Origin of the sequence: Streptomyces sp. AC555_RSS877, assembly GCF_019049245.1 — a bacterium.
GTDB lineage: Bacteria > Actinomycetota > Actinomycetes > Streptomycetales > Streptomycetaceae > Streptomyces.
The window spans coordinates 157291-179207 of the sequence record NZ_JAGMUK010000049.1 but is presented as its reverse complement, the minus strand read 5'-3'; the positions used below and the strand labels follow the sequence as shown (position 1 = coordinate 179207).

Here is a 21917-nt window from a genome sequence, read left to right as displayed (position 1 = left end):
GCTCGCCGGCGCCGCGACAGGTCTTGCGCGGCCGGTCCTGCCCACTCCTGATGCCCCGTGCCGGTGATCGGCAACCCGAAGGCGGCCGGGCGAGTTGACGGCGCCCGCTCCGGTGCGTGCGCCCCTGCCGTCCGCGCGACCGGCGACGGTCAGACGACGACCACTTCGCCCACCGCCCGTCGGCAGAGGTCCAGGGTGTGCGGATCGGCGCCGCCGGTCGTGATCACGACGTCGACATCGGCGAGCGAACAGATGCGCAGCGAGCCCGTGCCCGGGAACTTCGCCTCGGACGCGACGAGGACGACCCGGTCGGCCGCCTCGATCATGGCTTGCTTGATCGGCGCCTCGACGGCCATGTCGTCCACGACGTGTCCGTATGTGCGTACCCCCGTGCAGCTGAGCATCACCAGGTCGGCGCTGACCTGACGCAGTGCCGTCTCGGTCAGCGAGCCGACGAAGGACGGGTAGTTGCGGCGCAGGACCCCGCCCAGAAGGATCAGCCGGACGGCCTCGTCGTCCCGCAGTTCGTCCACCACGGCCAGGTTGCTGGTGATGACGGTGACGGGCCGGCCCTTCAGCCGGCGGGCGATCCGCTGGGTGCTGGTACCGATGTCCAGCACGATCACACTCTCGTCCGGCACGAGCGCCGCGGCGCGCTCGGCCATGGCTGGAATCTTCGCCCGCAATCTCGGCGAACTCGACGCCCTGCTGCCGGGCCGTCCCTACCGGGGCTACCTGCTCGCCCAGGCCCGCTCCGCCTACCAATACGCTCGCAACAGCTCCGATCAGTACGGGACGAGCTGGTCCGGTCCGTTCGACCAGGCGAGCATCGGCAGGCAGGAGTCCGCCGTGTCGCTGCTCGTCTCCGTCCTCTGACCCGGAAACCTCACAACGGTGTGCCGCGCGGCCCGTGTCGTGCCGCGCGGCTCCCTCACTGTGAACCAGCCGAAGGACGGCGGAAGTTCGGTGGTGAAGGGGGGCGGGAGTGACCCTGCGGGTATGAGGTGTCAGAACGGGCGGTCGCCGGCGATGGCGACCCGTTCCGCGACCCGTCGGTGCGGCGCGTAGTCGTTCACCGCGTAGTGCTGGGTGGCCCGGTTGTCCCAGAACGCGACGTCGCCCGGCTGCCACCGGAAGCGCAGCTGGTACTCCGGCACGTGGGCCTGCTGTGTGAGGTAGCGCAGCAGCCGGTCGCTCTCCGCGCGTTCCATGCCGGTGATCCGGGTGGTGAACGAGGTGTTGACGAAGAGCAGCCGCCGCCCTGTCTCCGGGTGGGTGCGCACCACGGGATGTTCCACGGGCGGGAAGGCGGACTGGAACGGTTGGAGCCGCTCGGGCGGGTAGAAGCGGGCGAAGCCGGGGATGAAGTCGTGCACGGCGGTGGCCCCGTCGACGCGGTCCTTCACCTCCTGCGGCAGGTTGTCGTAGGCGGCGGCCATGTCCGCCCACATGGTGTCCCCGCCGAACGGCGGCACCTCGTGCAGCTGGAGCACGGCGCCGAGCGCCGGCCGCTCCCGGAAGGTCACATCGGCGTGCCAGACGTTCTCGAAGGTGGGCGCGGCGCCATCGCCCTTGTCGAAGCGCACGACGTCCTCGCTGGAACCCTGGGCGAGCAGCGGGTTGGTCTCCAACGCCCCCCACTGCCGGGCGAAGTCACGCTGTTGCGCGGAGGTCAGCCGCTGGCCGCGGAAGAAGAGCACCTTCCACTCCAGCAGCGCGCGGTGCAACTCCTCGCGCAGCGCGTCCCCCAAGGGCCGGGCGAGACTGATGCCCCGTATCTCGGCCCCGATCGTGCGTCCCTGCGGTACGAGTTCGACGTGCTCGTACGGGCGCTCTTCCCATCCCTCGGGCACGCGGCGCAGGACACGCGCACCCTCGTACATCCCGTCCTCCGGTACGCGCGCCTCGCGCAGCGTGGGCTGCGGCCCGGCGTTCGTGACAGTCATCGAATCCCTCTCCTCGTACGCGTTCCGCGGGTGACGGACGGCAGCTGCCTCAAGACGCGTGTCCTCGCGTTCCGCGAACGGAGGGGTTCGTGACGTGGTGCGGACCTGTGCCCCGAGTCGTCCGGAGCATGAGGAAGGAAGAGGACCGGCCCGGCCCGGGCTGCCACGCACGGCGAGCACACGGCTCGGCGGCAGTCCGCTAGCGCCCTGAGCGCTCGCATCCGGTCCGATCGGGGACCAGCGACGGTCCCGTCGTGTCGAACCAGTGTCCGGTCATGGCGACGATTGTGTGAGCGGGGCAGTGCCCTGTCAACGGGGCACCACCGGTAGTGCAACCTGCGGGTTGCGCCTGGGGTCTCGACGTGCAACTCTGGAGTTGCACACCCGCTGACGGCAACGAAGGAGTTCCCTCATGAGCGAGGACCGGATCGAACGCGAAACCCTGATCGCGGCACCCCTGGAGCGGGTCTGGTCGCTGGTGGCCCAGCCCGGGTTCTGGGTGGCCGACAAGGCGAGCCTGCCCGGCACCGTGGCGAAGGAAGGCGAGTCGATGGTGGCGAAGAACGCCGAACACGGGGACTTCCCGGTGCGCGTGGAGAAGGTCGAGCCGCCGACGTATCTGGCGTACCGCTGGACCAGCGCGTTCCCGGGTGAGGAACTGCGCGAGGACAACAGCACCCTCGTGGAGTTCACACTGACCCCGGAGGGCGACGGGACGCGGCTTCGCGTCGTGGAGAGCGGCTTCGCGGCACTGGCCGGGTCCCAGGAGCTGCGCAGCCAGAACCTGAAGGACCACGCCCAGGGCTGGCCGCTGGAGCTCGACGCGCTCAGGACGCGCGCCGAACAGCCCTCCGCGTGACACCGGAACACCGCGACACCGGCGAGGCGGTCGACAGCGTCCTCGCCGCTCTCGCCGACCCGACCCGACGCCAACTGCTCGACCTGCTCGCCGCGCGGGGCGAGGCCACCGCGACGACGCTCGCCGAACCCCTCCCCGTCTCACGGCAGGCAGTGGTCAAGCACCTCGCCGTCCTGGACGCCGCCGGCCTGGTGTCCGGCAGCCGGGTGGGACGCGAGGTGCGCTATGCCGTCCGGCCCGCGGCGCTGGACGCGACGGCGCGGTGGATGGCCTCGCTCGCGGCCGACTGGGACCGACGGCTGGCGAACATCAAACGCGTCGCCGAGGCAGCGGAGCGCGACTCGCGCTCGACAGGACCCGAATGAGCCCCGCCGACGGACCCTGGCCACACACCGGGGGCCGCGGCGTCGGTCCCCGACGGGCCGCGCGCTCGACAGAACCCGGCCGAGAGGAGCACGCCATGGATACGACAGCCCTTCGCGGTGCCTACGACAGACTGCTCGACGTGGCGGCCGGCCCCGACCTCGGCGACGCGGCGGACGGGGGATGGAACGCCGACCGGATACTGGCCCATCTCCTCAGCGTCGACGCCGCTGCCGCAGCGGTCGCTCTCGGTGTCGGCGCCGGCTCGCGCCCCACCTTCGACAACCGGATCTCCCTCGACACCTGGAACCTCGACCGGATCGTCGCCGAGCACACCGGCAGGGCGGACCTGGCCGGGCACGTCCGGAGCCAGGCCGCCGTCCTGTGCGACATCGCCGACCTGCTCAACGAGGAGGCCGCCGCGGTCCTGGTGCCGTCGCTCCTGCTGTCCAACGGGGCACTCGTGCTGGACCAGCCGATTCCGCTCGAGGCCCTCAGCGACGGCCTCGCCACGGACCACGTGCCAGGACACACCCAACAGCTCCTGGACCTTCGCGTCGCCGTCCCTGGACGCACCTGAAAAGGCGTCAGTCCCCTTCGGTCGCGCGTGCGGTCGCGGACGCGTCGGCCGACTCCAGGGCGTGGTCGATGAAGCGCTGGGCGATCGGCGGCAGGGCGCGGGAGTTCAGCCAGGCGATCCCGATGTCCCGGGCGCCGCGTACGTCGGTGATCTCCAGGTAGCGGATCGGGGCGTCCGCGGTCGCCGTGCCGTCCGGGGACGAGGGGATCAGGGACACGCCGAGACCCGCGGCGACCAGGCCGCGCAGGGTCTCCACCTCCTCGCCCTCGAAGCCGACGAGCGGGGTGAAGCCGGCGTCGCGGCAGAGCGTCTCGGTGATGTCACGCAGCCCGTATCCGGCCTTGAGAAGGATGAACCGCTCCTCGGCCACCTCGGCCAGGCGGGCCCGGCGGCGCCCGGCCAGCCGGTGACCGGCGGGCACGGCCAGCCGTAGGGGTTCCACCAGGAGACGCCGCCACGTGATCAGCGGGTGCGCGGGCTCGACGCCGGTGATGATCAGGTCCGCGGTGGCGTCGAGGAGGTGCCGCGTCAGACCGGTCTCGCCGTCCTGATGCAGCTCGAACTGGGCCTGCGGGAGGACCTGCCGGAATTCCGTGACGAGCCGGGGCACCAGCCAGGTGCCCAGGGTGTGGAGGAAGGCCAGCGACACCACACCGCCGTCGGGGTCGACCATCTCGGCCACGGCCCGCCGGCCCCGGTCGTAACTGGCGAGCATGGAGTCGACGTACTCCTTGAACACCCGACCGGCGGGGGTGAGACGCAGAACGCGTCCGACGCGCTGGAGGAGTTCCGCGCCGACCTCGTCCTCGAGCCGGTTCAGGGCCCGAGACAGGGCGGGCTGGGTGATCCGGGCGTCGGCCGCGGCGTCGGTCACCGTCGTTCCCTCTGCCACGGCCTGGAAGGAGCGCAGTACCTCAAGGTCCATCCGGCCATTCTCCCCGGTCATGGATCAGGGAGGATCCGGGCGGCACCGGCATGGATCACCGACCGCACGGGCAGGAGGCAGCCTCGATCGCCCGTGCCGGCGCGCAGGACGTCTACCGGTTCGTGGCCGCCGTGCCCGCCACCGCCTGCGCGGTCACCTTGTCGCAGAGCCGCTCCGCCGCCGTGATCGCGCCCTCCAGATCGGGCAGCGACCGGCCGGGGCGGGCCGGTTCACCGCGGGCGTGGGCCACGGCCCGGCGCGCATCGGCCAGCTGGTGGTACGCGGCCCGGCGCAGCGACTGCCGCTGGACCTGGCCCGCTTCGGGGGCGACGTCGCGGTAGCGGCGGGCGGCGGCGACGGCGGCCTCGGTCTGCGCCTCGGCCCGGTGCGCCGCGGAGTCGGGCCACACCGCGAAGTGCGCGACGAGCACCAGCGCGGACGCCAGGGCGGTGTCCACAATGCGCGTGCCGTACAGCGGCCGGTCGTCGCCCAGCAGGTCGAGGAGCACGAACACGACCGCCGTCAGGCCCAGCGTGGCGAGCGCGTAGTGATGGCGCACGCCGACGGCCATCAGGGCGCCGAAGGCGGCCACGACGCCGATCACGGTGTAGGCGCCGGGCGACGGCAGGGACACCGCCCCGATGGCGGCCACGCCGACGACCGTGCCGACGCAGCGGTGCAGCGCCCGGGTGAAGACCGGCCCGAAGTCGGGCTTGTAGACGAAGGCCACCGTCATGGGGAGCCAGTAGCCACGGGGGCCGTGCAGTGTCTCGGCGAGCAGATGGGCGACGAGCACGCAGCCGGTCAGCAGCGTGACGTAGCGCAGGTGCGCCGCCCGCCCGGGCCACGAGTGCGCCGGCAGGCGCAGCGCCGGGTCGGCTGCGTCGGCTTCGCTGTCGACGGCCGCGCACACGTCGGCCAGGGCGCGCCTGCCCGGCGAGTCGGTGTCGAGTGCCGGCACCGCCTGCTCGGTCGCCGGAACGGCCGGGGCCGGAGCCGAGTAGTGGCCGGGCAGCAGGCGCTCGGCCAGGTGCAGCGGTACGCCGGTCACGGCGGGCGGGAGCGGACGCGCCTCCCACATCAGTGCCGTCACGGCCTCGCCCAGCTGTACGGCGCTGTGGAAGGCCCGGACCAGCTCCCGGAGCTCCGCCTGCTGTCGCTGCCGGGTCCGTGGGGCGAGGTGGGCTGCCATCACCTCGTGGGCGTGGTTGAGGGCCAGCGTCATCCGTCGGCGGGCTCCTTCGGCGTCGTGCGTGCCGGCCGCGGTCAGCGCCTCGGCCGCGCTCCGGTACACGGCGAGCACGGCGGCCCGCTCGACGTGGTGCCGGCGCCACAGCCACGGGGCCGTGGACAGCACGAGGACCAGGGCGACACCGGCGAGCAGGGCCAGCGGCGGCTGCCACCACGGCCCCGGCACGGGGATGCCACTGCCGATCGTGACGCCGAGCAGTAGGTGCATGCCCGACACGGATGCGATCCGCCCCCGCAGACCGAGGGTGCCCGCCACGAGCGCGGCAGCCACCAGGCATCCCGCCACGGCTGCCCCTTCCCCGCTGCGCAGGGCGAGTTCACCGGCGAGCAGGCCGACTGCGCTGGACACGCCGGTCCAGCCCAGCCGCCTCACCCGCACCCGGTAGGGATCGGAACCGTCCTGGCTCACGCCCCACAGCGCGCCGATCGCCGCGATCACCGACGGCACCACCCATCCCGTGAGCAGCCCGACGAGCAGCGGCAGCGCGAGAGCGACGGCGCCCCGCGCGGCCGCCGCGAGCGGCAGGCGTACGGGCGCGACGCCGGCGGCGGAACGCGGCCACCGCAGACGGGGCGTACGGGGCGGACGGTGCGGTCGCGCGTTTGCTGCCGGCGTCATACGGCCTTGTCCTTTCGGTCGCGGGGGCGGACTTTCGCGTGGGCGGGGGCCGACTTGGCTTGCAGGTGCCCCGAGGCCAAAGTCAGCCGACCAGCTCGATGAGGAGCGGGAGGGTGACGAAGGAGAGGAGCAGACTCAGCACGACGGCGGAGCCGATGGCCTGGATGTCGGCCTTCGAGCCGTGGCGGGCGGCGAACATGAGGGGGACGGGGGAGACGGGGAAGGCGACGATCAGCGCGGCCTGGGCGGCGTCGGCCGCGGAGGCGACGGCCAGACCGACACCGTAGACGAGCAGGGGCAGGACGACGACGCTGGTGAGCGAGATCGCCCACACCGCCGGGGTCAGCTTGGGACGGCCGATGCGGGACACGGAGACACCGACGTACAACAGCGCGGCGGCCGACGAGGCCCCGGCGAGCAGGGTCAGCGACGCGTCGGCGACCTCCGGCAGACCGACCCCGCTCACCGAAAGGATCAGACCCAGGACCGGGCCCCAGCAGAACGGCTCGCGCAGCGCGTGTCCCACGGTGCGCAGCACGGAGGGACGGTCCTCGGGCGACGCGCCTCCGGCGGCGACCGGCGGGGCGGCTTCCGCGGGCGCGCCGCCGCCGACCGTCACCAGGGCCGGCTGCCGCAGCGCGGAGGTGGAGTCCGCCGTGGTGGCGGCCGTCCCGCGCGCCGGGTGTTCCGGCATGCCGAGCAGGATCAGGACGACCGGGTCGAGGACGACGTTGACGAGGATGCCCGCGACGGCGATCGGCACGGCGGCCTCCGCACTGCCGAACAGGCCTCCGAGGATGGACGTACCCATGAAGGCGTACTGCGGCTGGACGCACGCCAGGGCGAACAGGGCCGCCCGTCGGAGCGGACGGCGGGCGGCGAGGCGCAGTACGCCGAGCAGGACGGCGTACACCCCGAGCAGCCCGAAGGCGAGCAGGCCCACCAGGGGCAGTTGCTCGACCAGCACATGCCGTGGCGTCTGCCAGATACTCAGCAAGAGGGCGGCCGGCAGGGCGAGTTGCATCGTCAGCTCGCGCAGCGCCTGCGCCCCGCCGGCGTCGAAGAGCGCGCGGCGGCCGGTGCCGTAGCCGACCGCGATGATGAGGAAGACCGGCACCACCACGGTGAAGATCTCGGCGAAAGACATGCTGCGTCAATCCTTTGGAAAGGGGGCTCGGCCACGGGGCCGGTGACGACACGTCAGAGAGCCGAGTCCTTACGGTTTGTCGGTTGCTGCGGGCGTGGCCCTGTCCGCGGCCCGGTGTGTGTCAGACGGCCTCGATCGGCGGGTACACCGGGTGCCACATGGCCGCGCGGACGCGCTCCTCGACGGTGTCGTCGGCGGTCTCCCGGGCGACGCCGCCCTCGGTGGCGGCGCGGGCCACGGCCACGGCCACCGCGGTGGAGGTGTCGCGCAGGCGGTCGATCAGAGGCAGCACCGGCGCGCCAGGCGCGGCGGCGTCGGTCTGGTCCGCGACGGCGCGCGCCGCGGCGACGAGCATGCCGTCGGTGATGCGTTCGGCGCGGGCGACGACGGCGCCCAGCCCCAGGCCGGGGAAGACCAGCGCGTTGTTGGCCTGTCCGATGTGGTGGGTGACGCCGTCGATCTCGACCGGGTCGAAGGGGCTGCCGGTGGCGATCAGGGCCCGGCTGTCGGTCCAGCGGAGCAGGTCGGCGGGGACGGCCTCGGCCAGCCGGGTCGGGTTGGACAGGGGCAGGATGATCGGGCGGTCGGTGTGCGCGGCCATGGCGCGCACGATGTCCTCGGTGAAGGCCCCTCCCTGCCCCGAGGCCCCGATGAGAACGGTGGGGCGCACGCGGTCGACGACCTCGGCCAGCGGGATGCCGCCGACGCTGTCGTCGCGCCGCCAGTCGGAGACCTCGGCGCCGCGGCGGACGTAGCGCGTCTGGAAGTCGCGAAGATCCTGCTGGCCCTCGGTGAGCAGGCCGTGACGGTCGACGGCCCAGATGCGTGCGGTGGCTTCCCTGGGCGTCAGCCCGTCGGCGATCAGCGCGTCGCGCAGCTGATCGGCGATGCCGATGCCGGCGGTGCCCGCGCCGAAGAGCACGATGCGGTTCTCGCGCAGCGGGACACCGCCTGCGCGCACCCCGGACAGTACGGCGGCCAGGTTGACCGCGCCGGTGCCCTGGATGTCGTCGTTGAAGGTGAAGACCTTCTCCTGGTACCGGTCCAGGACGCGGCGGGCGTTGGCCGGGCCGAAGTCCTCCCAGTGCAGCAGGGCGTCGGGGAACAGCTCGGTGGCCGCGGTGACGTACGCGTCGATGAAGGCGTCGTAGCTCTCGCGGTCCGCGCGCGGGTGCCGGTTGCCCAGGTACAGCGGGTCGTCCAGCAGCTCCTGCCGGTTGGTGCCCACGTCCAGCATCACCGCCAGCGTGCGGGCCGGGTCCACGCCCGCGGCGGCGGTGTAGACGGCGAGCTTGCCCACGGCGATGTCGATACCGCCCACGCCCCAGTCGCCGATGCCGAGGATCGCCTCGCCGTCGGTCGCCACGATCAGGTCGACGTCACCGGGGCCCAGCCCGGACGCGCGCAGGGAGCACTCGATGTCCTCGGGCGCGTCCACCGACAGGTACACGCCGCGCGGGCGGCGGTACTCGTAGCTGTAGCGCTCGATCGCGGTGCCGACGGTCGGGGTGTAGACGATCGGCAGTATCTCGGCGAGATGGTCGGCGAGCAGCCGGTGGAACAGCACCTCGTTGCGGTCGCGCAGCGCCGTCAGATAGACGTTCTTGGCGAGGTCGTCGGGCTGGGAACGGAACTGCGTGTACGCGCGGGCGGCCTGCTGGTCCTGGGTCAGCACCTGGGGCGGCACCAGGCCCTCCAGGCCCAGATCCTGTCGCTCCTGCCGGGTGAAGGCGGTGCCCCGGTTCAGACGGGGGTTGTTCAGCACGGCATGTCCGCGGGCGGTCGTTCGGATCAGACCATCGACGGCGTTCCTCCGCGTGCCCATGACTACTCCTCAACGGTCGGGAACTGGGGACACGGACCACCATGGGAGACCAGGGATGCATGCGTCCAATGCCTGGACTCAAAGTGATCCATGATCTGAAGGCATTCGAGCACCTGAACTGCGGTTCTCTCCGAGGCGAAGCCGCCCTGCGCGTACGAATGTGACGGACGCCGCCCCGGGGAGGCCGCCTGGGGTGACCGAGCCGGATGATCCCCTCAGTCCTGTGGCAGGGGCCGCATCCGCAAGGTGAGGATCTGGAAGGGGCGCAAGGCCAACTGGACCGCCCCATGGGTGAGTTGGTGGCTCGACGGGTCGTCGAGGGGGCGTTCGAGCAGGTCGGTCGTGGCGACCGAGGCCAGAGGGAACCCGGGCGTGAGGGTGGCGCGGGCGCGCGTGCCGCGGGCCTCGTAGAGGCGGACGATGATGTCGCCGGTGCGGTCGTCGGCGAGCTTCACGGCCTCGACGACCACGCCTTCGTGGTCCACGGAGACCAGGGGGGCGACGGCCGCGCTGCCCGGCAGGGTGCGCTCGGCCAGGTTGAAGCGGTAGCCCTCGCGCACGGCGTCGGTGATGTCCGCGCCGATCACGAGCGCGTAGGCCAGCCGGTGAGTGCCCTGGTCGGCGTCGGGGTCGGGGAAACGGGCGGCACGCAGCAGGGAGAGCCGGACCGTGGTGGTCGTACCGCCGTCGGCGCGGACGTCCCGGGTGACGTCGTGGCCGTAGGAGGAGTCGTTGACCAGCGCGGTGCCCCAGTCGGGTTCGCCGACGTGCAGGAAGCGGTGGGCGCAGACCTCGAACTTGGCCGCGTCCCAGCTGGTGTTGGTGTGGGTGGGCCGCTGCACGTGCCCGAAGGGGATCTCGGCGGTCGAGTGCGCGGCCCGTACGTCCAGCGGGAAGGCCGCCTTGAGGAGCTTTTCCCGCTCGTGCCAGTCGACGACGGTGTCGACCACGAGCCGCCGGGAGCCGGCCGGCAGGGTCAGGGTCTGCTCGATCCGCGAATCGCCGAAACCGCGGACCACACGGATGCCGTCACCGGTCGCGGTGACCGACTCGGCCTTGGTGAGGTCGCGGACCGTGTTGCGGTAGAAGACGTCGACATCCCACGCGTCCCACTGATTCGGGAAGTCCTGATGGAGCTGGAGCAGGTTGCCGACCGCGCCGGGAGCCAGAGCCTCCCGGCCCGCGGTGATGTCGTAGGCGGAGGTGATCAGGCCGCGGCCGTCCACCGTCACCCGGACCAGGCCGTTGTCGAGGACGAACCCGCCCCCGTCCGCGTCCGCCACCGGCGGCACGGGCGGGTCGGCCGGCTCGGGGCGCAGGCCGGCGCCGAGTGCCGGGACGCCGCCACGGGCGTGGGGTGCGGCGTTGAAGACGACCGTTCCTCCGGGCGGCCCGGCCAGCGCGCGCTGGGCCTCGCCGATCAGCTGCGTCAGCTCCTGGGCGACGGCCTCGTAGGTCTCCTCGGCTTCCCGGTGGACCCAGGCGATAGAGGTGCCGGGCAGGATGTCGTGGAACTGGTGCAGGAGAACGGTCTTCCACAGCCGGTCCAGCGCCTCGTACGGGTAGGGGTGCCCGTGCCGCACGGCAGCCGTCGCCGCCCACAACTCGGCCTCGCGCAGCAGGTGTTCGCTGCGCCGGTTGCCCTGCTTGGTGGCGAGCTGGCTGGTCAGGGTGCCCCGGTGGAACTCCAGATACAGCTCGCCGGACCACACCGGGGCGCCGCCGTTCTCCTCGTACTCGGCGTGCGCGCGCTCGAAGAAGTCGGCGGGCTTGTCCATCTCGACCCGGGCGGAGCCCTCCAGGTTCCTCAGCCGGGCGGCGCGGGCGAGCATCTCGCGGGTGGGGCCGCCACCGCCGTCGCCGTAGCCGAACGGGATCAGAGACTGGTTGACGGCGGCCTTGTCCTGGAAGTTCCGTACGCTGTGGGCGACTTCGGCACCTGACAGGTCGCTGTTGTAGGTGTCGACGGGCGGGAAGTGGCTGAAGATCCGGGTGCCGTCGATGCCCTCCCACCAGAAGGTGTGGTGCGGGAACTTGTTGATGGTGTTCCAGGAGATCTTCTGGGTCAGGAACCAGCGCACCCCGGCCAGCTTCATCAGCTGCGGCAGGGCCGCGTTGTAGCCGAACGTGTCCGGCAGCCACATCTCCTCGGTCTCGACGCCGAACTCCTCCAGGTAGAACCGCTTGCCGTGGACGAACTGGCGCACCAGGGCCTCACCGCCCGTGATGTTGGTGTCGGGCTCCACCCACAGACTGCCGGTGGGCAGGAACTGCCCCGTCTTCACCTTCTCCTGCGCCCGCGCGTACACCTCGGGCCGGTGCTCCTTCAGCCAGGCGAGCTGCTGCGCCTGGGACATGACGAACGTGAACTCGTGATGGTCATCCATGAGTTGGGTGACGTTGGAGACGGTGCGGGCCACCTTGCGGACGGTCTCGCGCAGCGGCCACAGCCAGGCGGTGTCGATGTGGGCGTGTCCCACCGCCGAGAGCCGGTGCGCGCTCGCGTGCGCGGGAGCCGCCAGCACCGGGGCGAGGGCGGCCCGCGCCGCGGTCGCGCCGCCGCTGACGTCCTGCAGGTCGATGGCGTCCAGGGCCTGCGCGACGGCCCGCAGGATCTGCCAGCGACGCGGGGACTCGGGGGACAGCTCGTGCATCAGCTGACCCAGGACGTCCAGATCCTGTACGAGTTCGTGGACGACCCGGTCGAAGACGGCGAGGTCAAGCCGTCGCAGCCGGTACAGGGGCTCGCCCGGGTCGGCGGCGGGGTCGCCGAGCCAGGGCGCCGGCCCGCCGACCGCGGTGGGCCCGAAGGTGAGTTCGTCGGGGCCGGTGTGCATGACGACCGGATTGGCGGCGGCCTCGACGAAGGCCACGAACTCCTCGCCGCCTGCTGCTGCTTCGGCGACAGGCAGCCAGGTGTTGCGCGGGTTGAGCGCCTTCACGGCGGTGCCGTCGGCCCGGTAGACCAGGCCCTCGGCGGAGAAACCGGGGGAGTGGGGGGAGAAGCCGAGGTCGAGCACGGCCTCGACGGTCGCGCCGGCCCACTCCGCGGGGATCCGGCCGCTGACCTTGAACCAGCTCGTGGTCCAGGCAGGTCCCCACCGGTCGCCGACGCGGGCCGGGCGGTAGGGCGCGGCCAGGCCCTCGTGGACCGGCACCGGTTCGCCGGGCACGTTCCAGACCTCTACGTCGAGAGGGACGGAACGGGCATGGACCGCGGGCCGCAGACGCTCGTTGAGTACGCGGGCGAGCCGCTGTTCGGTGACGTCACGGTCGTTGTGCATGGGGTGTCTTCTCCGTGGTGGCGGGGCGGGTGGGGGTACGGCCGTGCGCGTGGGGTCGGCCTGGGGTCAGCCCTTGAGCGCGCCGCCCAGTGCGAAGCCTCCGCCGAGCTTGCGGGCCAGCAGCAGGTAGAGCAGGACGACGGGCAGTGAGTACAGCAGCGAGAACGCGGACAACTGCCCGTACTGCGTCTGATCGTGGGCGCTGAGGAAGGTGAACACGCTGACGGACGCGGGGAGTTTTTCCGGGGACAGCAGCAGGATGAAGGGGACGAAGAAGTTCCCCCACATGCCGATGAAGGTGAAGATGGTGACCACGACGACGCCGGGCCGCATCAGGGGCAGCACCACCCGCCACAGCACCTGAAGCGTGTTCGCGCCGTCGATCCGGGCCGCCTCCTCCAGGACGACCGGTACGCCGTCCATGAAGTTCTTCATCAGCCAGATCCCGAACGGCAGCGCGGAGGCGGCCAGGAACAGGGTCGTGCCCGGCATCGAGTCGATCAGGTTGACCTGCACGAACATGCTGTAGACGGGGATCATCACGGCGGTGATGGGCAGCCCGGTGGAGAACAGGATGGTGTAAAGGAAGGGCCGCCGCAGCCGCGAGCGGTAGCGCGACAGCGGATAGGCGGCGAACACCGACACCACCACGGTCACCGCCGTCCCGAAGCCGCACAGCAGCAGGCTGTTGAGCATCGGCCGGTAGGTGGTGTCGACGTTGAGGACCGCGTCGAAGTTGTCGAGGGTGAGCGACGAGGGCAGCGTCAGACGGAAGGAGTTGGTGTCGCTCACCGAGGCGAGGACCATCCACAGCAGCGGCAAGACGTACAGCACCGACACCACGAGCAGGACGGCGTTGACCGCGACGCGGCCGGGCCGCAGGCGGCGTCGCCTCCGCGTGGCGGGCACGACGGCGGTGCGCCCGGCGGAGGTGAGGGGCGGCGGCGTGACCACGGCGGCCATCAGTCGTCCTCCAGTTTCAGGAGCCGGATGTACACGACGGAGAACAGGGCGCCCACCACCAGCAGGACCAGGGCGATGGCGGTGCCGTACCCGATCAGGCTGTTCTGGAAGGCCTGTTGGTACATGAAGATCGGCAGGGTCTCGCTCTTGTTGCCGGGTCCGCCCCGGGTCATGGTGTAGATCAGGCCGAAGACGGAGAGCGTCTGCAGGGTGATCAGCATCAGGTTGGTGAGGATCGACGGCCTGATCACCGGCAGCACGACCCGCCACAGCCGTTGCCAAGGGCTCGCCCCGTCCATCTCGGCGGCCTCCACCAGCTCTTGGGGCACGTCGTTGATGGCGGCGGTGAAGACCATCATCGAGAACGCGGTGCCGCGCCAGACGTTCGCCAGGCACACCGCCAGGATCGGCATCGTGTACAGCCAGTTCTGCTGCGGCAGGTGCAGGGCCTCCAGGAGCGAGTTGAGCGAACCCTGGTCGTAGAAGAACGCGTACATCAGGTAGCCGGCGACCACCTCGGGCAGCACCCAGGCGGCGATGACCACGCCGCTGACCAGCGCCCGCACCGGCTTGGTGGCCTTCTGCATCAGAACGGCCAGGGCGAGCCCGAGCGTGTTCTGGCCGACGACGGCGGAGCCGACCACGAACACCAGCGTCAGCGTGACCGCGTTCAGGAAGTCGGTGTCCTGCAGCGCCCGGGTGAAGTTGTCCAGTCCGACGAAACGGGTGCCGGAGGCGCCGGTGAGCTGCATGTCGGTGAACGCGTAGTAGACGCAGTACAGGATCGGGCCGCCGAGGAAGACGGCCAGCAGGAACGCGGCGGGCAGTGTCGGCAGGCCGCGCAGCAGCGTGCGGACGGCCGGGGTGGACACCCCGCGGGACCGGCGGTGACCGCCGGTCCCGCGGGGCGCCGGGGCGACGGCGGTCACGAGGTTCCCTCGACGGTCTTGTCGTCACCCACCGCGGACTTGACATCGTTGTCGAACGTCTCGGCGGCCTTGTCGACCGAGGACTGACCGGTGGTCACGGACTCCATGGCCTTCTGGATCGCGGTCGAGACCTGGTTGTAGGCGGGCAGACCGGGCCGGTAGTGGGTGTCGGTCACCAGCTCGGTGAAGAACTCGTTGGTGGACACCGACTTCAGGTAGGTCGGGTCGGCCGCGACGTCCGTGCGCACCGCGATGGTGGCGTTGAGCTCGTTCCACTTCGCGGAGTTGGTCTTCGTGCCCAGCGCGGTCGACAGGAACTTCCAGGCCAGGTCCGGGTTCTTGGCCTTGGCCGGGACCGACCACGCCCAGCCGCCGGACATGCTGGTCCGGCCGGGCGCCTGGCCGTTCTGGGTGGGCATGGCCGCGGTGCCCATCGTCGACTGCCACTCGGTCCACGGCTTGGCGCTGGAGGGGCCCCAGTTGTTGGGCATCCAGGAGCCGTCGATGTCCATCGCCAGCTTGCCCTCGGGGATCAGCTCGGTGCCCACGGTGGTGCCGAAGTTGGCGCCCAGCGCCTGCTCCTTGGCCGGGCCGAGTCCCTGGCTGTAGACGGTGTGCACGAACTCCAGCGCGTCCTTGAAGCCCTTGCTGCCCACGACCCACTTCTTCTGCGAGGCGTCGTACAGGGACTTGTCGCCGGCCGGAGTGCCGTACAGGAGCATCTCGAAGCCCTGCATGGAGGACGCCTCGCCGCCCGCCGTGCCGGTGTACAGGTTCAGCGGGGTGACGTCCGGAAGCTTGGCCTTCACCGTCCTGGCGGCGCTCAGGACGTCGGCCCAGGTCTTCGGCTGCCAGGGCACGGAGATCCCGGCCTGCTGGAAAAGCTGCTTGTTGTACCAGATCCCGCGGGTGTCGGTGTTGTCCGGGACGCCGTAGACCTTGCCGTCGGAGGCGCCGGTCACCGCGCCCTTGGCGGCGTCGGCGTACTGCGACCAGTCGGCCCACTTCGCGGTGTACGCGTCGAGCGGCTTGAGGTAGCCGCCCGCGATGTCGGAGTTGATCAGTGCGGTGTCCTCGTAGACCAGGTCGGGAGCGGTCGCGGGGGAGCGCATCATGAGCTGGATCTTCGTGTAGTAGTCGTTCTCGGAGGCGGTCACCGGCACCAGGTTGACCTTGGTGCCCGGGTTGGCCGCGGTGAAGTCCTTCACCATCGTGGCGAGGTAGTTGGCCTGGAGCTTGTTCGTGCTGTCCAGGTTCTGCCAGTAGACGACCTTGATCGATTTGGCCGAGCTGCCTGAGGAGTCCGAACCGCAGGCGGTGAGGGCCAGAGAGGTGGCGGCGGTGAGGGCCGCGGCGGTGATGAGTCTTGAGCGCACAGTGGTTCCTCCGGGACGCGAAACCTGAGGGGAAGCCGCGAGTTCCGGCCAAGGAGGCCAGGCCGGACAGCGCCCCGAGCTGGGCGCCACCTTGCGCTGCCTGGCCTGTGTGGCCGATTTTGGTGGCGTCAGCTAAATCCAATTGATGGATTAAGTCAATGCTTCCAACCTGTAAACTTTCGCCCTGGGGCGCCCGTGGGAGACCATCCCCGGTCGGCCGTGAGGGACGCGGACACCCGCGGCGACAAGGGCGGCCCCAGGACCAGGGCTGACGTGAGGGGTTCAGGTGACCAACAGGTGACGACGCTCAGCGGTACGAATCTGCCGAGGGTCGGCGGCTACAACCAGGCCGTGGTCCTGGACGCCATCCGGACCAGGGACCAGGTGAGCCGGGTCGAGCTGGCCGCGCTCACCGGCCTGACCAACCAGACCGTCTCGAACGTCGTCCGCAAACTGCTCGACGCCGGCCTGGTGGCGGAGTCCGGCCAGGCCCCCTCCAGCGGCGGAAAGCGCCGCACCCTGCTGTCCCTGCGCGCCGACGGCGCCTGCGCGGTCGGCGTCCACCTCGACCCCGAGGCCGCGGTGATCGTGGTGGTCGACCTGGCCGGCGACGTGATCGGCACCCGCAGGCTGCGCCTGACCGACTCCGGCGACCCCGCCGACGTCGTGGACCGTGTCGCGCGAGCCGCCCAACGGCTCATCGACCGGAGCGGCGTGGACCGCGCCCGCCTGCTCGGCCTGGGCGTCGCCGCCCCCGGACCGGTCGACGGCACCTCCGGCGCCGTGGTGTCCCCGCCGAACTTCCCCGGCTGGGGACGCGTCCCCCTGACGGAGATGTTCGTCGAGGCCACGGGCCTGCCCGTCGCCCTCGACAACGACGCCACCGCCGCCGCGATCGGCGAACGCTGGATCGGCGGCGCCGACCGGGCGGGCAGCTTTCTCTTCATCTACCTGGGCACCGGCATCGGGGCCGGCATCGTCCTCAACAACGCCGTGCTGCACGGTGATTCGGGCAACGCCGGCGAGTTCGGCCACATGGCCGTCGAACCCGGCGACCGGGTCTGCCACTGCGGCGCCACCGACTGCCTCGGCCCGTACTGCAGCCCACCCGCCCTCATCGACGACCTCTTGCGCCGCCACGGGCGGACGGCCGCCGACCGCATCGGCCTGACCGGCACGCCCGACTCCGTCCACGACGACTGGAGAGCCCTGCGCCGCGCCGCCCGCGCCGGCGACCCCGACGCCTGCGACGTCGTCCGCCGCGCCGCCCGCCGGATCGGCCAGGCGGCACGCGGTGCCGCCAGCCTGCTCGACGTCGGCCGCATCGTGCTGGGCGGCGAGGCGCTGCGCGGCATCGAGCCGATCATGCGGGAGGAGATCGAGGCCGCCGTCAACCGCACGTCCGTCGCCCGTACGATCCGCGCGGTCACCGTCGAGCAGAGCCTGATCGGCGACACGGTGGGCGCGGTCGGAGCCGCGTCCCTGGTGCTGCACGGCAACTACACGCCGGGCTGGCGGATGCTGACCGACGTGGCCGGGTAGGGCCAGGGGGCGCGCCCTGGCCGGCAGCAGAAACCGTGTCGTGTCGACCCGCCCCCCCGTACCGCCCGGCGGCGCTGCGGATCAGTCGCGGACGGCGGCGAACACCGGTTCCATGCCGGAGGTGTCGGCCGCGACCCTGCCGTCGGCGACGAGCTGCCACATGCCCTGGTTGACGGTCCAGGCGTCGACTTCGAATCCTTGTGCGGTCAGCCATGAAGCGATGCGGTCGGCGGTCTTCCGCCGCGTGGGCTTGCCCAGGAGGTAGGACAGCGCCGCGCTCTGCCACGCGGCGCGTTCCGGTACCGGATGTGCGTATCCGGCGGCCGCCGGGTTCATGGTGTCGGCCAGGTGCAGAACCGCGGCGATGATGCCACGAGTGTCGGTGTCACGGGTGGTCTCGTAGATCTTCTCGGCCTCGGAACGGAAGTCGTCCAACAGGTCCCCCTCTGCGGAATCGTGGTTCCTGCATGCAGAATTCGCAGAGTAGGACTCCGAGTCCGGTCCATCCAGACCGCATGGGCGTTTTTCGGGCGACCGGGCGGGCGGACCGTGCGGGAGCCTGGTACCCCCGCACGGCGGGTCGCCGAATCGCGGGTGGTGGCTCGGATGCCCGAGGAGGTGACGAAGTGCCCGCCCGCGTCCTTGGCGGACTTGAGTGCCGCACGGATGGTGGCGGATCCGGCGCCTGTCTTCTGATACTCGGGATCGCCTCCCACCGTCCCCCGGTGTCAGGCGCGGGCGAGTTCGGCGGCACCGAAGGACACGTCGAAGCGGTCGCACCAGATGCTGACGCTGGTGTAGCGGGCGGCGTCGATGTCATCGGGAAGGGTGTAGTTCTGGCTTCCCTTGTTGCCCTTGAGTCTGCCGAGGCTCACGTACTCCCCGTCGTCGAAGACGTGCCAGCCGGCCTTCCCCGCCTTCACCGGCGCGTCGGTCAACCACACGCGCAGGTCAGGCCCGTTGCTGGTGTCGAGGTTCTCCAGCCGGACGACGTGGGAGCCGTCGGCCAGCCGTACGAGCTTCACACTGCCCGATGTCGCGTGCTCGTGGCTGATCAGCTCACCGCTCGCCAGCGCCTGCGGCCGAGCGGGCGGGGAAGGCGCCTCGGAGGGCTTTCCGGAGGGTGCCGCCGCAGGAGGCTCGGAGGCCTGCACGACCCCGGGCAGAGCCTCGTCGACGGTCTCGTCCTGCCACAGCTTCCACGGCTGGAACCAGTACAGTCCGAAGCCGGCCCCGGCGATCGCCAGCACCAGTGCTCCGACGGCCAAACGCCCGGTCAGTACCTTCCGCACGCGCCCCATCCCCGCCCCACCTCTTGAGAGTCGCCTGATCTCCGCCCCATTCAACGCAGCAGGGCGGATGTCCCGTAACCCCGCAGAGATGACGGAAGTCTTACGTCGTCCGACCACCTGATCGAGCCAGTCGATCCCGGATCTGATGAAACTGCCCGCCCGGAAGCCGAACCAGGTCCGTCACGCCGGCTGCGGTGCCGCTCTCCTGGCTCCCCGGCGCTGGGAGCGGTAGCTGCCGAGCAGGCGGCAGACGGCGTAGATCGTGAAGGAGATCGTCGTGACGTAGGGGCTGATGGGGATGCTGCTGCCCAGCGCGAGCAGGATGCCGCCCTCGATCGAGAGCACGGCGAAGACGACGCTGAGCAGCGGCAGCAGTACCGGCGAAGCGGTGACGCGGGCGGCGGCCGCGGCGGGGGTGACGAGGAGGCTGAGGACGAGCAGTGCGCCGACGATCTGCACCGACAGGGCGACCGCGAGGCCGAGCACGACCATGAAGGCGAAGGACAGCGCGCGCACGGGTACGCCGCGAGCTTCGGCCACGTCCGGGTCGGCGCTGGCGAAGGTGAGCGGCCGCCACACGATCGCCAGGGCGAGAAGGACGACGGCGGAGGTGCCGAGCAGCCACGTCGTCTGCGGGGTGTCGACGGCGACGATCTGGCCGGTCAGCAGGCCGAACTTGTTGGCCGCCCGGCCCTTGTAGAGGGCGAGGAAGAGCACGCCCAGACCGAGGCCGAACGGCATGATGATGCCGATGACCGAGTTGCGGTCGCGGGCGCGCGCACCCAGGAAGCCGATCACGCCCGCCGCAAGGAGCGAGCCGACGATCGAGCCTCCCGCGATGTTCACCCCCAACAGCAGTGCTGCCGACGCGCCCGCGAAGGACAGCTCGCTGATGCCGTGCACCGCGAAGGGCAGGTCGCGCATGATGACGAAGACCCCGGCCAGACCGCCGACGAGGCCGAGCGCGGCGCCTGCGATGAGGGAGTTGCGCACCAGCGCGAGGAGTTCGCCGTAGTTCTCGAAGCTGAAGATCTGGTGCCAGACTCCGTCGGCGAGCGTCATGTGCGCGATTCCTCGGTCTCATGGGGGTGGTGCGGTGGTGCGGCCGTCTCGTCGGGGGCTCCGACGACCACGACACGGCCCTGGACGCGGACGACGTCGACCCGCGTGCCGTACAGCCGTGTCAGCGACTCGGAGGTCAGCACCTCCTCCGGTGTGCCGACCCGGTGACCGCCCCGTGCCAGGTACAGCACCCGGTCGACCAGGCCGAGGACCGGGTTGATCTCGTGGGTCACGAAGATCACCGCGGTGTCGTGGGAGCGGCGGCGGGCGTCCACCAGTTCGGTGACGGCCCGCTGGTGGTTCAGGTCGAGGGAGAGCAGCGGTTCGTCGCACAGCAGGATTCGCGGATCGGTCGCCAGCGCCTGGCCGATGCGCACGCGCTGCCGCTCGCCTCCGGACAGTCGGGCGAGGGGGACGTCGGCGTAATCCGAGGCCCCGACCGACTCCAGGATCTCGTCCACGCGACGGCGGACGGCGCCGGTGCGCAGCCGTGGTCCGAAGAGGTGGCCGTCGATCCCGAAGCGAACGAGGTCGCGGGCGCGCAGCATGGCCTGCGCGGAGAGTTCCGCCTGCTGGGGGACGTAGCCGAGGTGCCGGCGTGCCTCGCGCGGGGGCCGGCCCAGGACGGACAGTGTTCCGGCGGACAGGGGCTGCCGGCCCAGCAGAGCCCGTACGAAGCTGGTCTTGCCCGAGCCGTTCGGCCCGAGGACGGCCACGAACTCCCCGGGCCGTACGTCCAGGTCGAGGCCCTGCCACACCACGCGCTCGCCGTAGGACACGGCCGCCCCGCGCAGACTGATCACCGTGCCGGTGTCGGGCTCACCCTGGCGGGCCTGGGGTACGGAGGCCACACCCGGCTGCCTCACTTGTCCAGCGCGCTCGCGAGCGCGTCGACGTTGGCGGTCATCCAGCCGAGGTAGTCCTTGCCCTGCGGCAGGGTCTCGGTCACGGGCACGACGGGGATTCCGGCCGCCTTGGCGGCGGCCTCCGCCTTCTCGGTCTGCGGGCCGGAGGTCTGCTCGTTGTAGACCAGAGCCTTGACCTGCTTGTCCGTGAACTGGGCCAGCGTCGCCTGGAGGATCTTGGGGGAGACGTCGTCCCCCTCCTCGATGGCCTCGCTGAACTCCGCGGGCGTCTTGTTCACCAGACCGCTCGCGTCGATCATGTACAGCGGCACGGGCTCGGTGATGGCGACGGCCTCGCCGCCGTGGTCCTTCTTGATCTGGGTTTCCTTGGTCTCCAGCGGCTGGAGCTTCGCCTTGAAGGTCTCGGCGTTCTTGGTGAACGCGGCGGCGCTGCCGGGGTCGGCCTTGCCCAGGGCGGCGGCCACGTTGTCGGCGATCTTGCGCACGGTGGGGAAGTCGTACCAGACGTGCTCGTTGAGCTCTCCGCCCTTGGGGGCGGTCTTGCCGGAGACCTTGACGGCGTTGATCACTTCGGCGGAGGAGTTGCTGCTCTTCAGCATGCGGTCGATGAAGTCGTCGTAGCCGCCGCCGTTCTCGACGACGACCTTCGCCTTGGACAGCGCCAGCTGGTTCTGGGTGTTGGCCTCGTAGGAGTGCGGGTCCTGGTCGGGGTCGCTGATGACCGACGTGACGTCGACCTTCGCCCCGCCTATCTGCTCGACGATGTCGCCGTAGACGTTCGTCGAGGCGACCACTGGGATCAAGGACGAGGAGGCCGGGCGCTGGGAGGCGTTCCCGTCGCTGCCGGAGTCCGACGAACTGCCGCAGCCTGCCAGGAGGACCAGGGAGGCGCCGGTGACCAGGGCGAGGCGCCGGGACGGGGGCATGGGCATGGGTGGTCCTTCACGGACGGGCGGAAACAGGGGTGTTCCCGGGAGCTGGTCAGCCCGGAGTGGACCGGACATGCGACACGCTAGATGGAAATGAATGTCAGAACATGGCTGAAACCGATCGATATGAAAACCATTGCCAAGGCTTGACGCTCGCGG

At 71.1% G+C, this 21917-nt stretch carries 20 protein-coding genes; 5 read left to right on the top strand and 15 right to left on the bottom strand.

The genetic code is table 11. The features are described 5' to 3' along the window. Window positions 1–149: 149 nt before the first annotated feature. Window positions 150–665, bottom strand: coding sequence for a DeoR/GlpR family DNA-binding transcription regulator (locus KUM49_RS21670; protein WP_217238542.1), 516 nt, complete (start codon window positions 663–665; stop codon window positions 150–152). Here KUM49_RS21670 and KUM49_RS21665 point away from each other — a divergent pair. Beyond that, the gene (locus KUM49_RS21665; protein WP_217238541.1) at window positions 664–876 is read left to right on the top strand and encodes a hypothetical protein; all 213 of its coding nucleotides are present in this window, start codon (window positions 664–666) and stop codon (window positions 874–876) included. The two genes, KUM49_RS21670 and KUM49_RS21665, sit on opposite strands and share 2 nt — an antisense overlap. Before the next feature lie 131 nt (window positions 877–1007). Here the strand turns inward: KUM49_RS21665 and KUM49_RS21660 are convergent, their stop codons facing one another. Continuing rightward, window positions 1008–1946 carry a TauD/TfdA family dioxygenase gene (locus KUM49_RS21660; RefSeq protein ID WP_217238540.1) on the bottom strand — a complete coding sequence of 313 codons (939 nt, stop codon included), beginning with the start codon at window positions 1944–1946 and terminating at the stop codon, window positions 1008–1010. A gap of 412 nt (window positions 1947–2358) precedes the next feature. On the opposite strand from KUM49_RS21660, the gene KUM49_RS21655 reads away from it, so the two are divergent. The 3 genes from KUM49_RS21655 to KUM49_RS21645 all read left to right on the top strand — a co-directional run bounded on the left by KUM49_RS21655 (window position 2359) and on the right by KUM49_RS21645 (window position 3748). Continuing rightward, window positions 2359–2805 (top strand): SRPBCC domain-containing protein, encoded by a 447-nt coding sequence (locus KUM49_RS21655; RefSeq protein WP_217238539.1) that lies wholly within the window; start codon window positions 2359–2361, stop codon window positions 2803–2805. Continuing rightward, window positions 2802–3170, top strand: a complete 369-nt coding sequence (locus tag KUM49_RS21650; protein ID WP_217238538.1) for a helix-turn-helix transcriptional regulator — start codon at window positions 2802–2804, stop codon at window positions 3168–3170. Before KUM49_RS21655 ends, KUM49_RS21650 begins: the two co-directional genes overlap by 4 nt. Window positions 3171–3265: 95 nt before the next feature. Continuing rightward, complete coding sequence (locus tag KUM49_RS21645; protein WP_217238537.1) at window positions 3266–3748, top strand: hypothetical protein; 483 nt, start codon at window positions 3266–3268, stop codon at window positions 3746–3748. A gap of 7 nt (window positions 3749–3755) precedes the next feature. On the opposite strand, the gene KUM49_RS21640 is transcribed toward KUM49_RS21645, so the two are convergent. From KUM49_RS21640 to KUM49_RS21605, 8 genes are all read right to left on the bottom strand, one after another. Next, on the bottom strand, window positions 3756–4694 hold the full coding sequence (locus KUM49_RS21640) for a LysR family transcriptional regulator (RefSeq protein WP_254401575.1): 939 nt from the start codon (window positions 4692–4694) through the stop codon (window positions 3756–3758). A 91-nt stretch (window positions 4695–4785) separates the two neighbouring features. Then, entirely contained in the window at window positions 4786–6543 is a 1758-nt protein-coding gene (locus KUM49_RS21635; protein ID WP_217238536.1) for an FUSC family protein, read from the bottom strand. A gap of 82 nt (window positions 6544–6625) precedes the next feature. Next, window positions 6626–7690 carry an AEC family transporter gene (locus KUM49_RS21630; protein WP_217238535.1) on the bottom strand — a complete coding sequence of 355 codons (1065 nt, stop codon included), beginning with the start codon at window positions 7688–7690 and terminating at the stop codon, window positions 6626–6628. A 121-nt stretch (window positions 7691–7811) separates the two neighbouring features. Continuing rightward, entirely contained in the window at window positions 7812–9515 is a 1704-nt protein-coding gene (locus KUM49_RS21625) for an NAD-dependent malic enzyme (protein WP_217238534.1), read from the bottom strand. Between the two features lie 215 nt (window positions 9516–9730). Beyond that, window positions 9731–12799 (bottom strand): glycoside hydrolase family 38 C-terminal domain-containing protein, encoded by a 3069-nt coding sequence (locus KUM49_RS21620; protein ID WP_217238533.1) that lies wholly within the window; start codon window positions 12797–12799, stop codon window positions 9731–9733. A 66-nt stretch (window positions 12800–12865) separates the two neighbouring features. Continuing rightward, window positions 12866–13762, bottom strand: coding sequence for a carbohydrate ABC transporter permease (locus tag KUM49_RS21615; RefSeq protein ID WP_217238532.1), 897 nt, complete (start codon window positions 13760–13762; stop codon window positions 12866–12868). Then, the gene (locus KUM49_RS21610) at window positions 13762–14691 is read right to left on the bottom strand and encodes a carbohydrate ABC transporter permease (RefSeq protein ID WP_217238531.1); all 930 of its coding nucleotides are present in this window, start codon (window positions 14689–14691) and stop codon (window positions 13762–13764) included. Before KUM49_RS21610 ends, KUM49_RS21615 begins: the two co-directional genes overlap by 1 nt. Continuing rightward, complete coding sequence (locus tag KUM49_RS21605; protein ID WP_217238530.1) at window positions 14688–16067, bottom strand: extracellular solute-binding protein; 1380 nt, start codon at window positions 16065–16067, stop codon at window positions 14688–14690. Before KUM49_RS21605 ends, KUM49_RS21610 begins: the two co-directional genes overlap by 4 nt. Window positions 16068–16364: 297 nt before the next feature. On the opposite strand from KUM49_RS21605, the gene KUM49_RS21600 reads away from it, so the two are divergent. Continuing rightward, window positions 16365–17609 carry an ROK family transcriptional regulator gene (locus KUM49_RS21600; protein WP_308406692.1) on the top strand — a complete coding sequence of 415 codons (1245 nt, stop codon included), beginning with the start codon at window positions 16365–16367 and terminating at the stop codon, window positions 17607–17609. Window positions 17610–17690: 81 nt separating this feature from the next. Here the strand turns inward: KUM49_RS21600 and KUM49_RS21595 are convergent, their stop codons facing one another. The 5 genes from KUM49_RS21595 to KUM49_RS21575 all read right to left on the bottom strand — a co-directional run bounded on the left by KUM49_RS21595 (window position 17691) and on the right by KUM49_RS21575 (window position 21761). Next, window positions 17691–18044 carry a hypothetical protein gene (locus tag KUM49_RS21595; protein WP_217238528.1) on the bottom strand — a complete coding sequence of 118 codons (354 nt, stop codon included), beginning with the start codon at window positions 18042–18044 and terminating at the stop codon, window positions 17691–17693. Window positions 18045–18337: 293 nt separating this feature from the next. Then, on the bottom strand, window positions 18338–18910 hold the full coding sequence (locus KUM49_RS21590) for a DM13 domain-containing protein (RefSeq protein ID WP_217238527.1): 573 nt from the start codon (window positions 18908–18910) through the stop codon (window positions 18338–18340). Between the two features lie 171 nt (window positions 18911–19081). Further along, entirely contained in the window at window positions 19082–19963 is an 882-nt protein-coding gene (locus tag KUM49_RS21585; RefSeq protein WP_217238526.1) for a metal ABC transporter permease, read from the bottom strand. Then, window positions 19960–20814, bottom strand: coding sequence for a metal ABC transporter ATP-binding protein (locus tag KUM49_RS21580; protein ID WP_374200186.1), 855 nt, complete (start codon window positions 20812–20814; stop codon window positions 19960–19962). The genes KUM49_RS21585 and KUM49_RS21580 overlap by 4 nt, the downstream gene beginning before the upstream one ends. Before the next feature lie 11 nt (window positions 20815–20825). Further along, window positions 20826–21761 (bottom strand): metal ABC transporter solute-binding protein, Zn/Mn family, encoded by a 936-nt coding sequence (locus KUM49_RS21575; RefSeq protein WP_217238525.1) that lies wholly within the window; start codon window positions 21759–21761, stop codon window positions 20826–20828. Between the last annotated feature and the right edge of the window lie 156 nt (window positions 21762–21917).

What these genes read in the sequence shown, in the direction of transcription:
- KUM49_RS21620 (WP_217238533.1), bottom strand. Translation starts at nt 12,799, where the DNA reads ATGCACAACGACCGTGACGTCACCGAACAGCGGCTCGCCCGCGTACTC.
- KUM49_RS21640 (WP_254401575.1), bottom strand. Translation starts at nt 4,694, where the DNA reads ATGACCGGGGAGAATGGCCGGATGGACCTTGAGGTACTGCGCTCCTTC.
- KUM49_RS21590 (WP_217238527.1), bottom strand. Translation starts at nt 18,910, where the DNA reads ATGGGGCGCGTGCGGAAGGTACTGACCGGGCGTTTGGCCGTCGGAGCA.
- KUM49_RS21665 (WP_217238541.1), top strand. Translation starts at nt 664, where the DNA reads ATGGCTGGAATCTTCGCCCGCAATCTCGGCGAACTCGACGCCCTGCTG.
- KUM49_RS21655 (WP_217238539.1), top strand. Translation starts at nt 2,359, where the DNA reads ATGAGCGAGGACCGGATCGAACGCGAAACCCTGATCGCGGCACCCCTG.
- KUM49_RS21585 (WP_217238526.1), bottom strand. Translation starts at nt 19,963, where the DNA reads ATGACGCTCGCCGACGGAGTCTGGCACCAGATCTTCAGCTTCGAGAAC.
- KUM49_RS21645 (WP_217238537.1), top strand. Translation starts at nt 3,266, where the DNA reads ATGGATACGACAGCCCTTCGCGGTGCCTACGACAGACTGCTCGACGTG.
- KUM49_RS21630 (WP_217238535.1), bottom strand. Translation starts at nt 7,690, where the DNA reads ATGTCTTTCGCCGAGATCTTCACCGTGGTGGTGCCGGTCTTCCTCATC.
- KUM49_RS21625 (WP_217238534.1), bottom strand. Translation starts at nt 9,515, where the DNA reads ATGGGCACGCGGAGGAACGCCGTCGATGGTCTGATCCGAACGACCGCC.
- KUM49_RS21575 (WP_217238525.1), bottom strand. Translation starts at nt 21,761, where the DNA reads ATGCCCATGCCCCCGTCCCGGCGCCTCGCCCTGGTCACCGGCGCCTCC.
- KUM49_RS21635 (WP_217238536.1), bottom strand. Translation starts at nt 6,543, where the DNA reads ATGACGCCGGCAGCAAACGCGCGACCGCACCGTCCGCCCCGTACGCCC.
- KUM49_RS21670 (WP_217238542.1), bottom strand. Translation starts at nt 665, where the DNA reads ATGGCCGAGCGCGCCGCGGCGCTCGTGCCGGACGAGAGTGTGATCGTG.
- KUM49_RS21660 (WP_217238540.1), bottom strand. Translation starts at nt 1,946, where the DNA reads ATGACTGTCACGAACGCCGGGCCGCAGCCCACGCTGCGCGAGGCGCGC.
- KUM49_RS21615 (WP_217238532.1), bottom strand. Translation starts at nt 13,762, where the DNA reads ATGGCCGCCGTGGTCACGCCGCCGCCCCTCACCTCCGCCGGGCGCACC.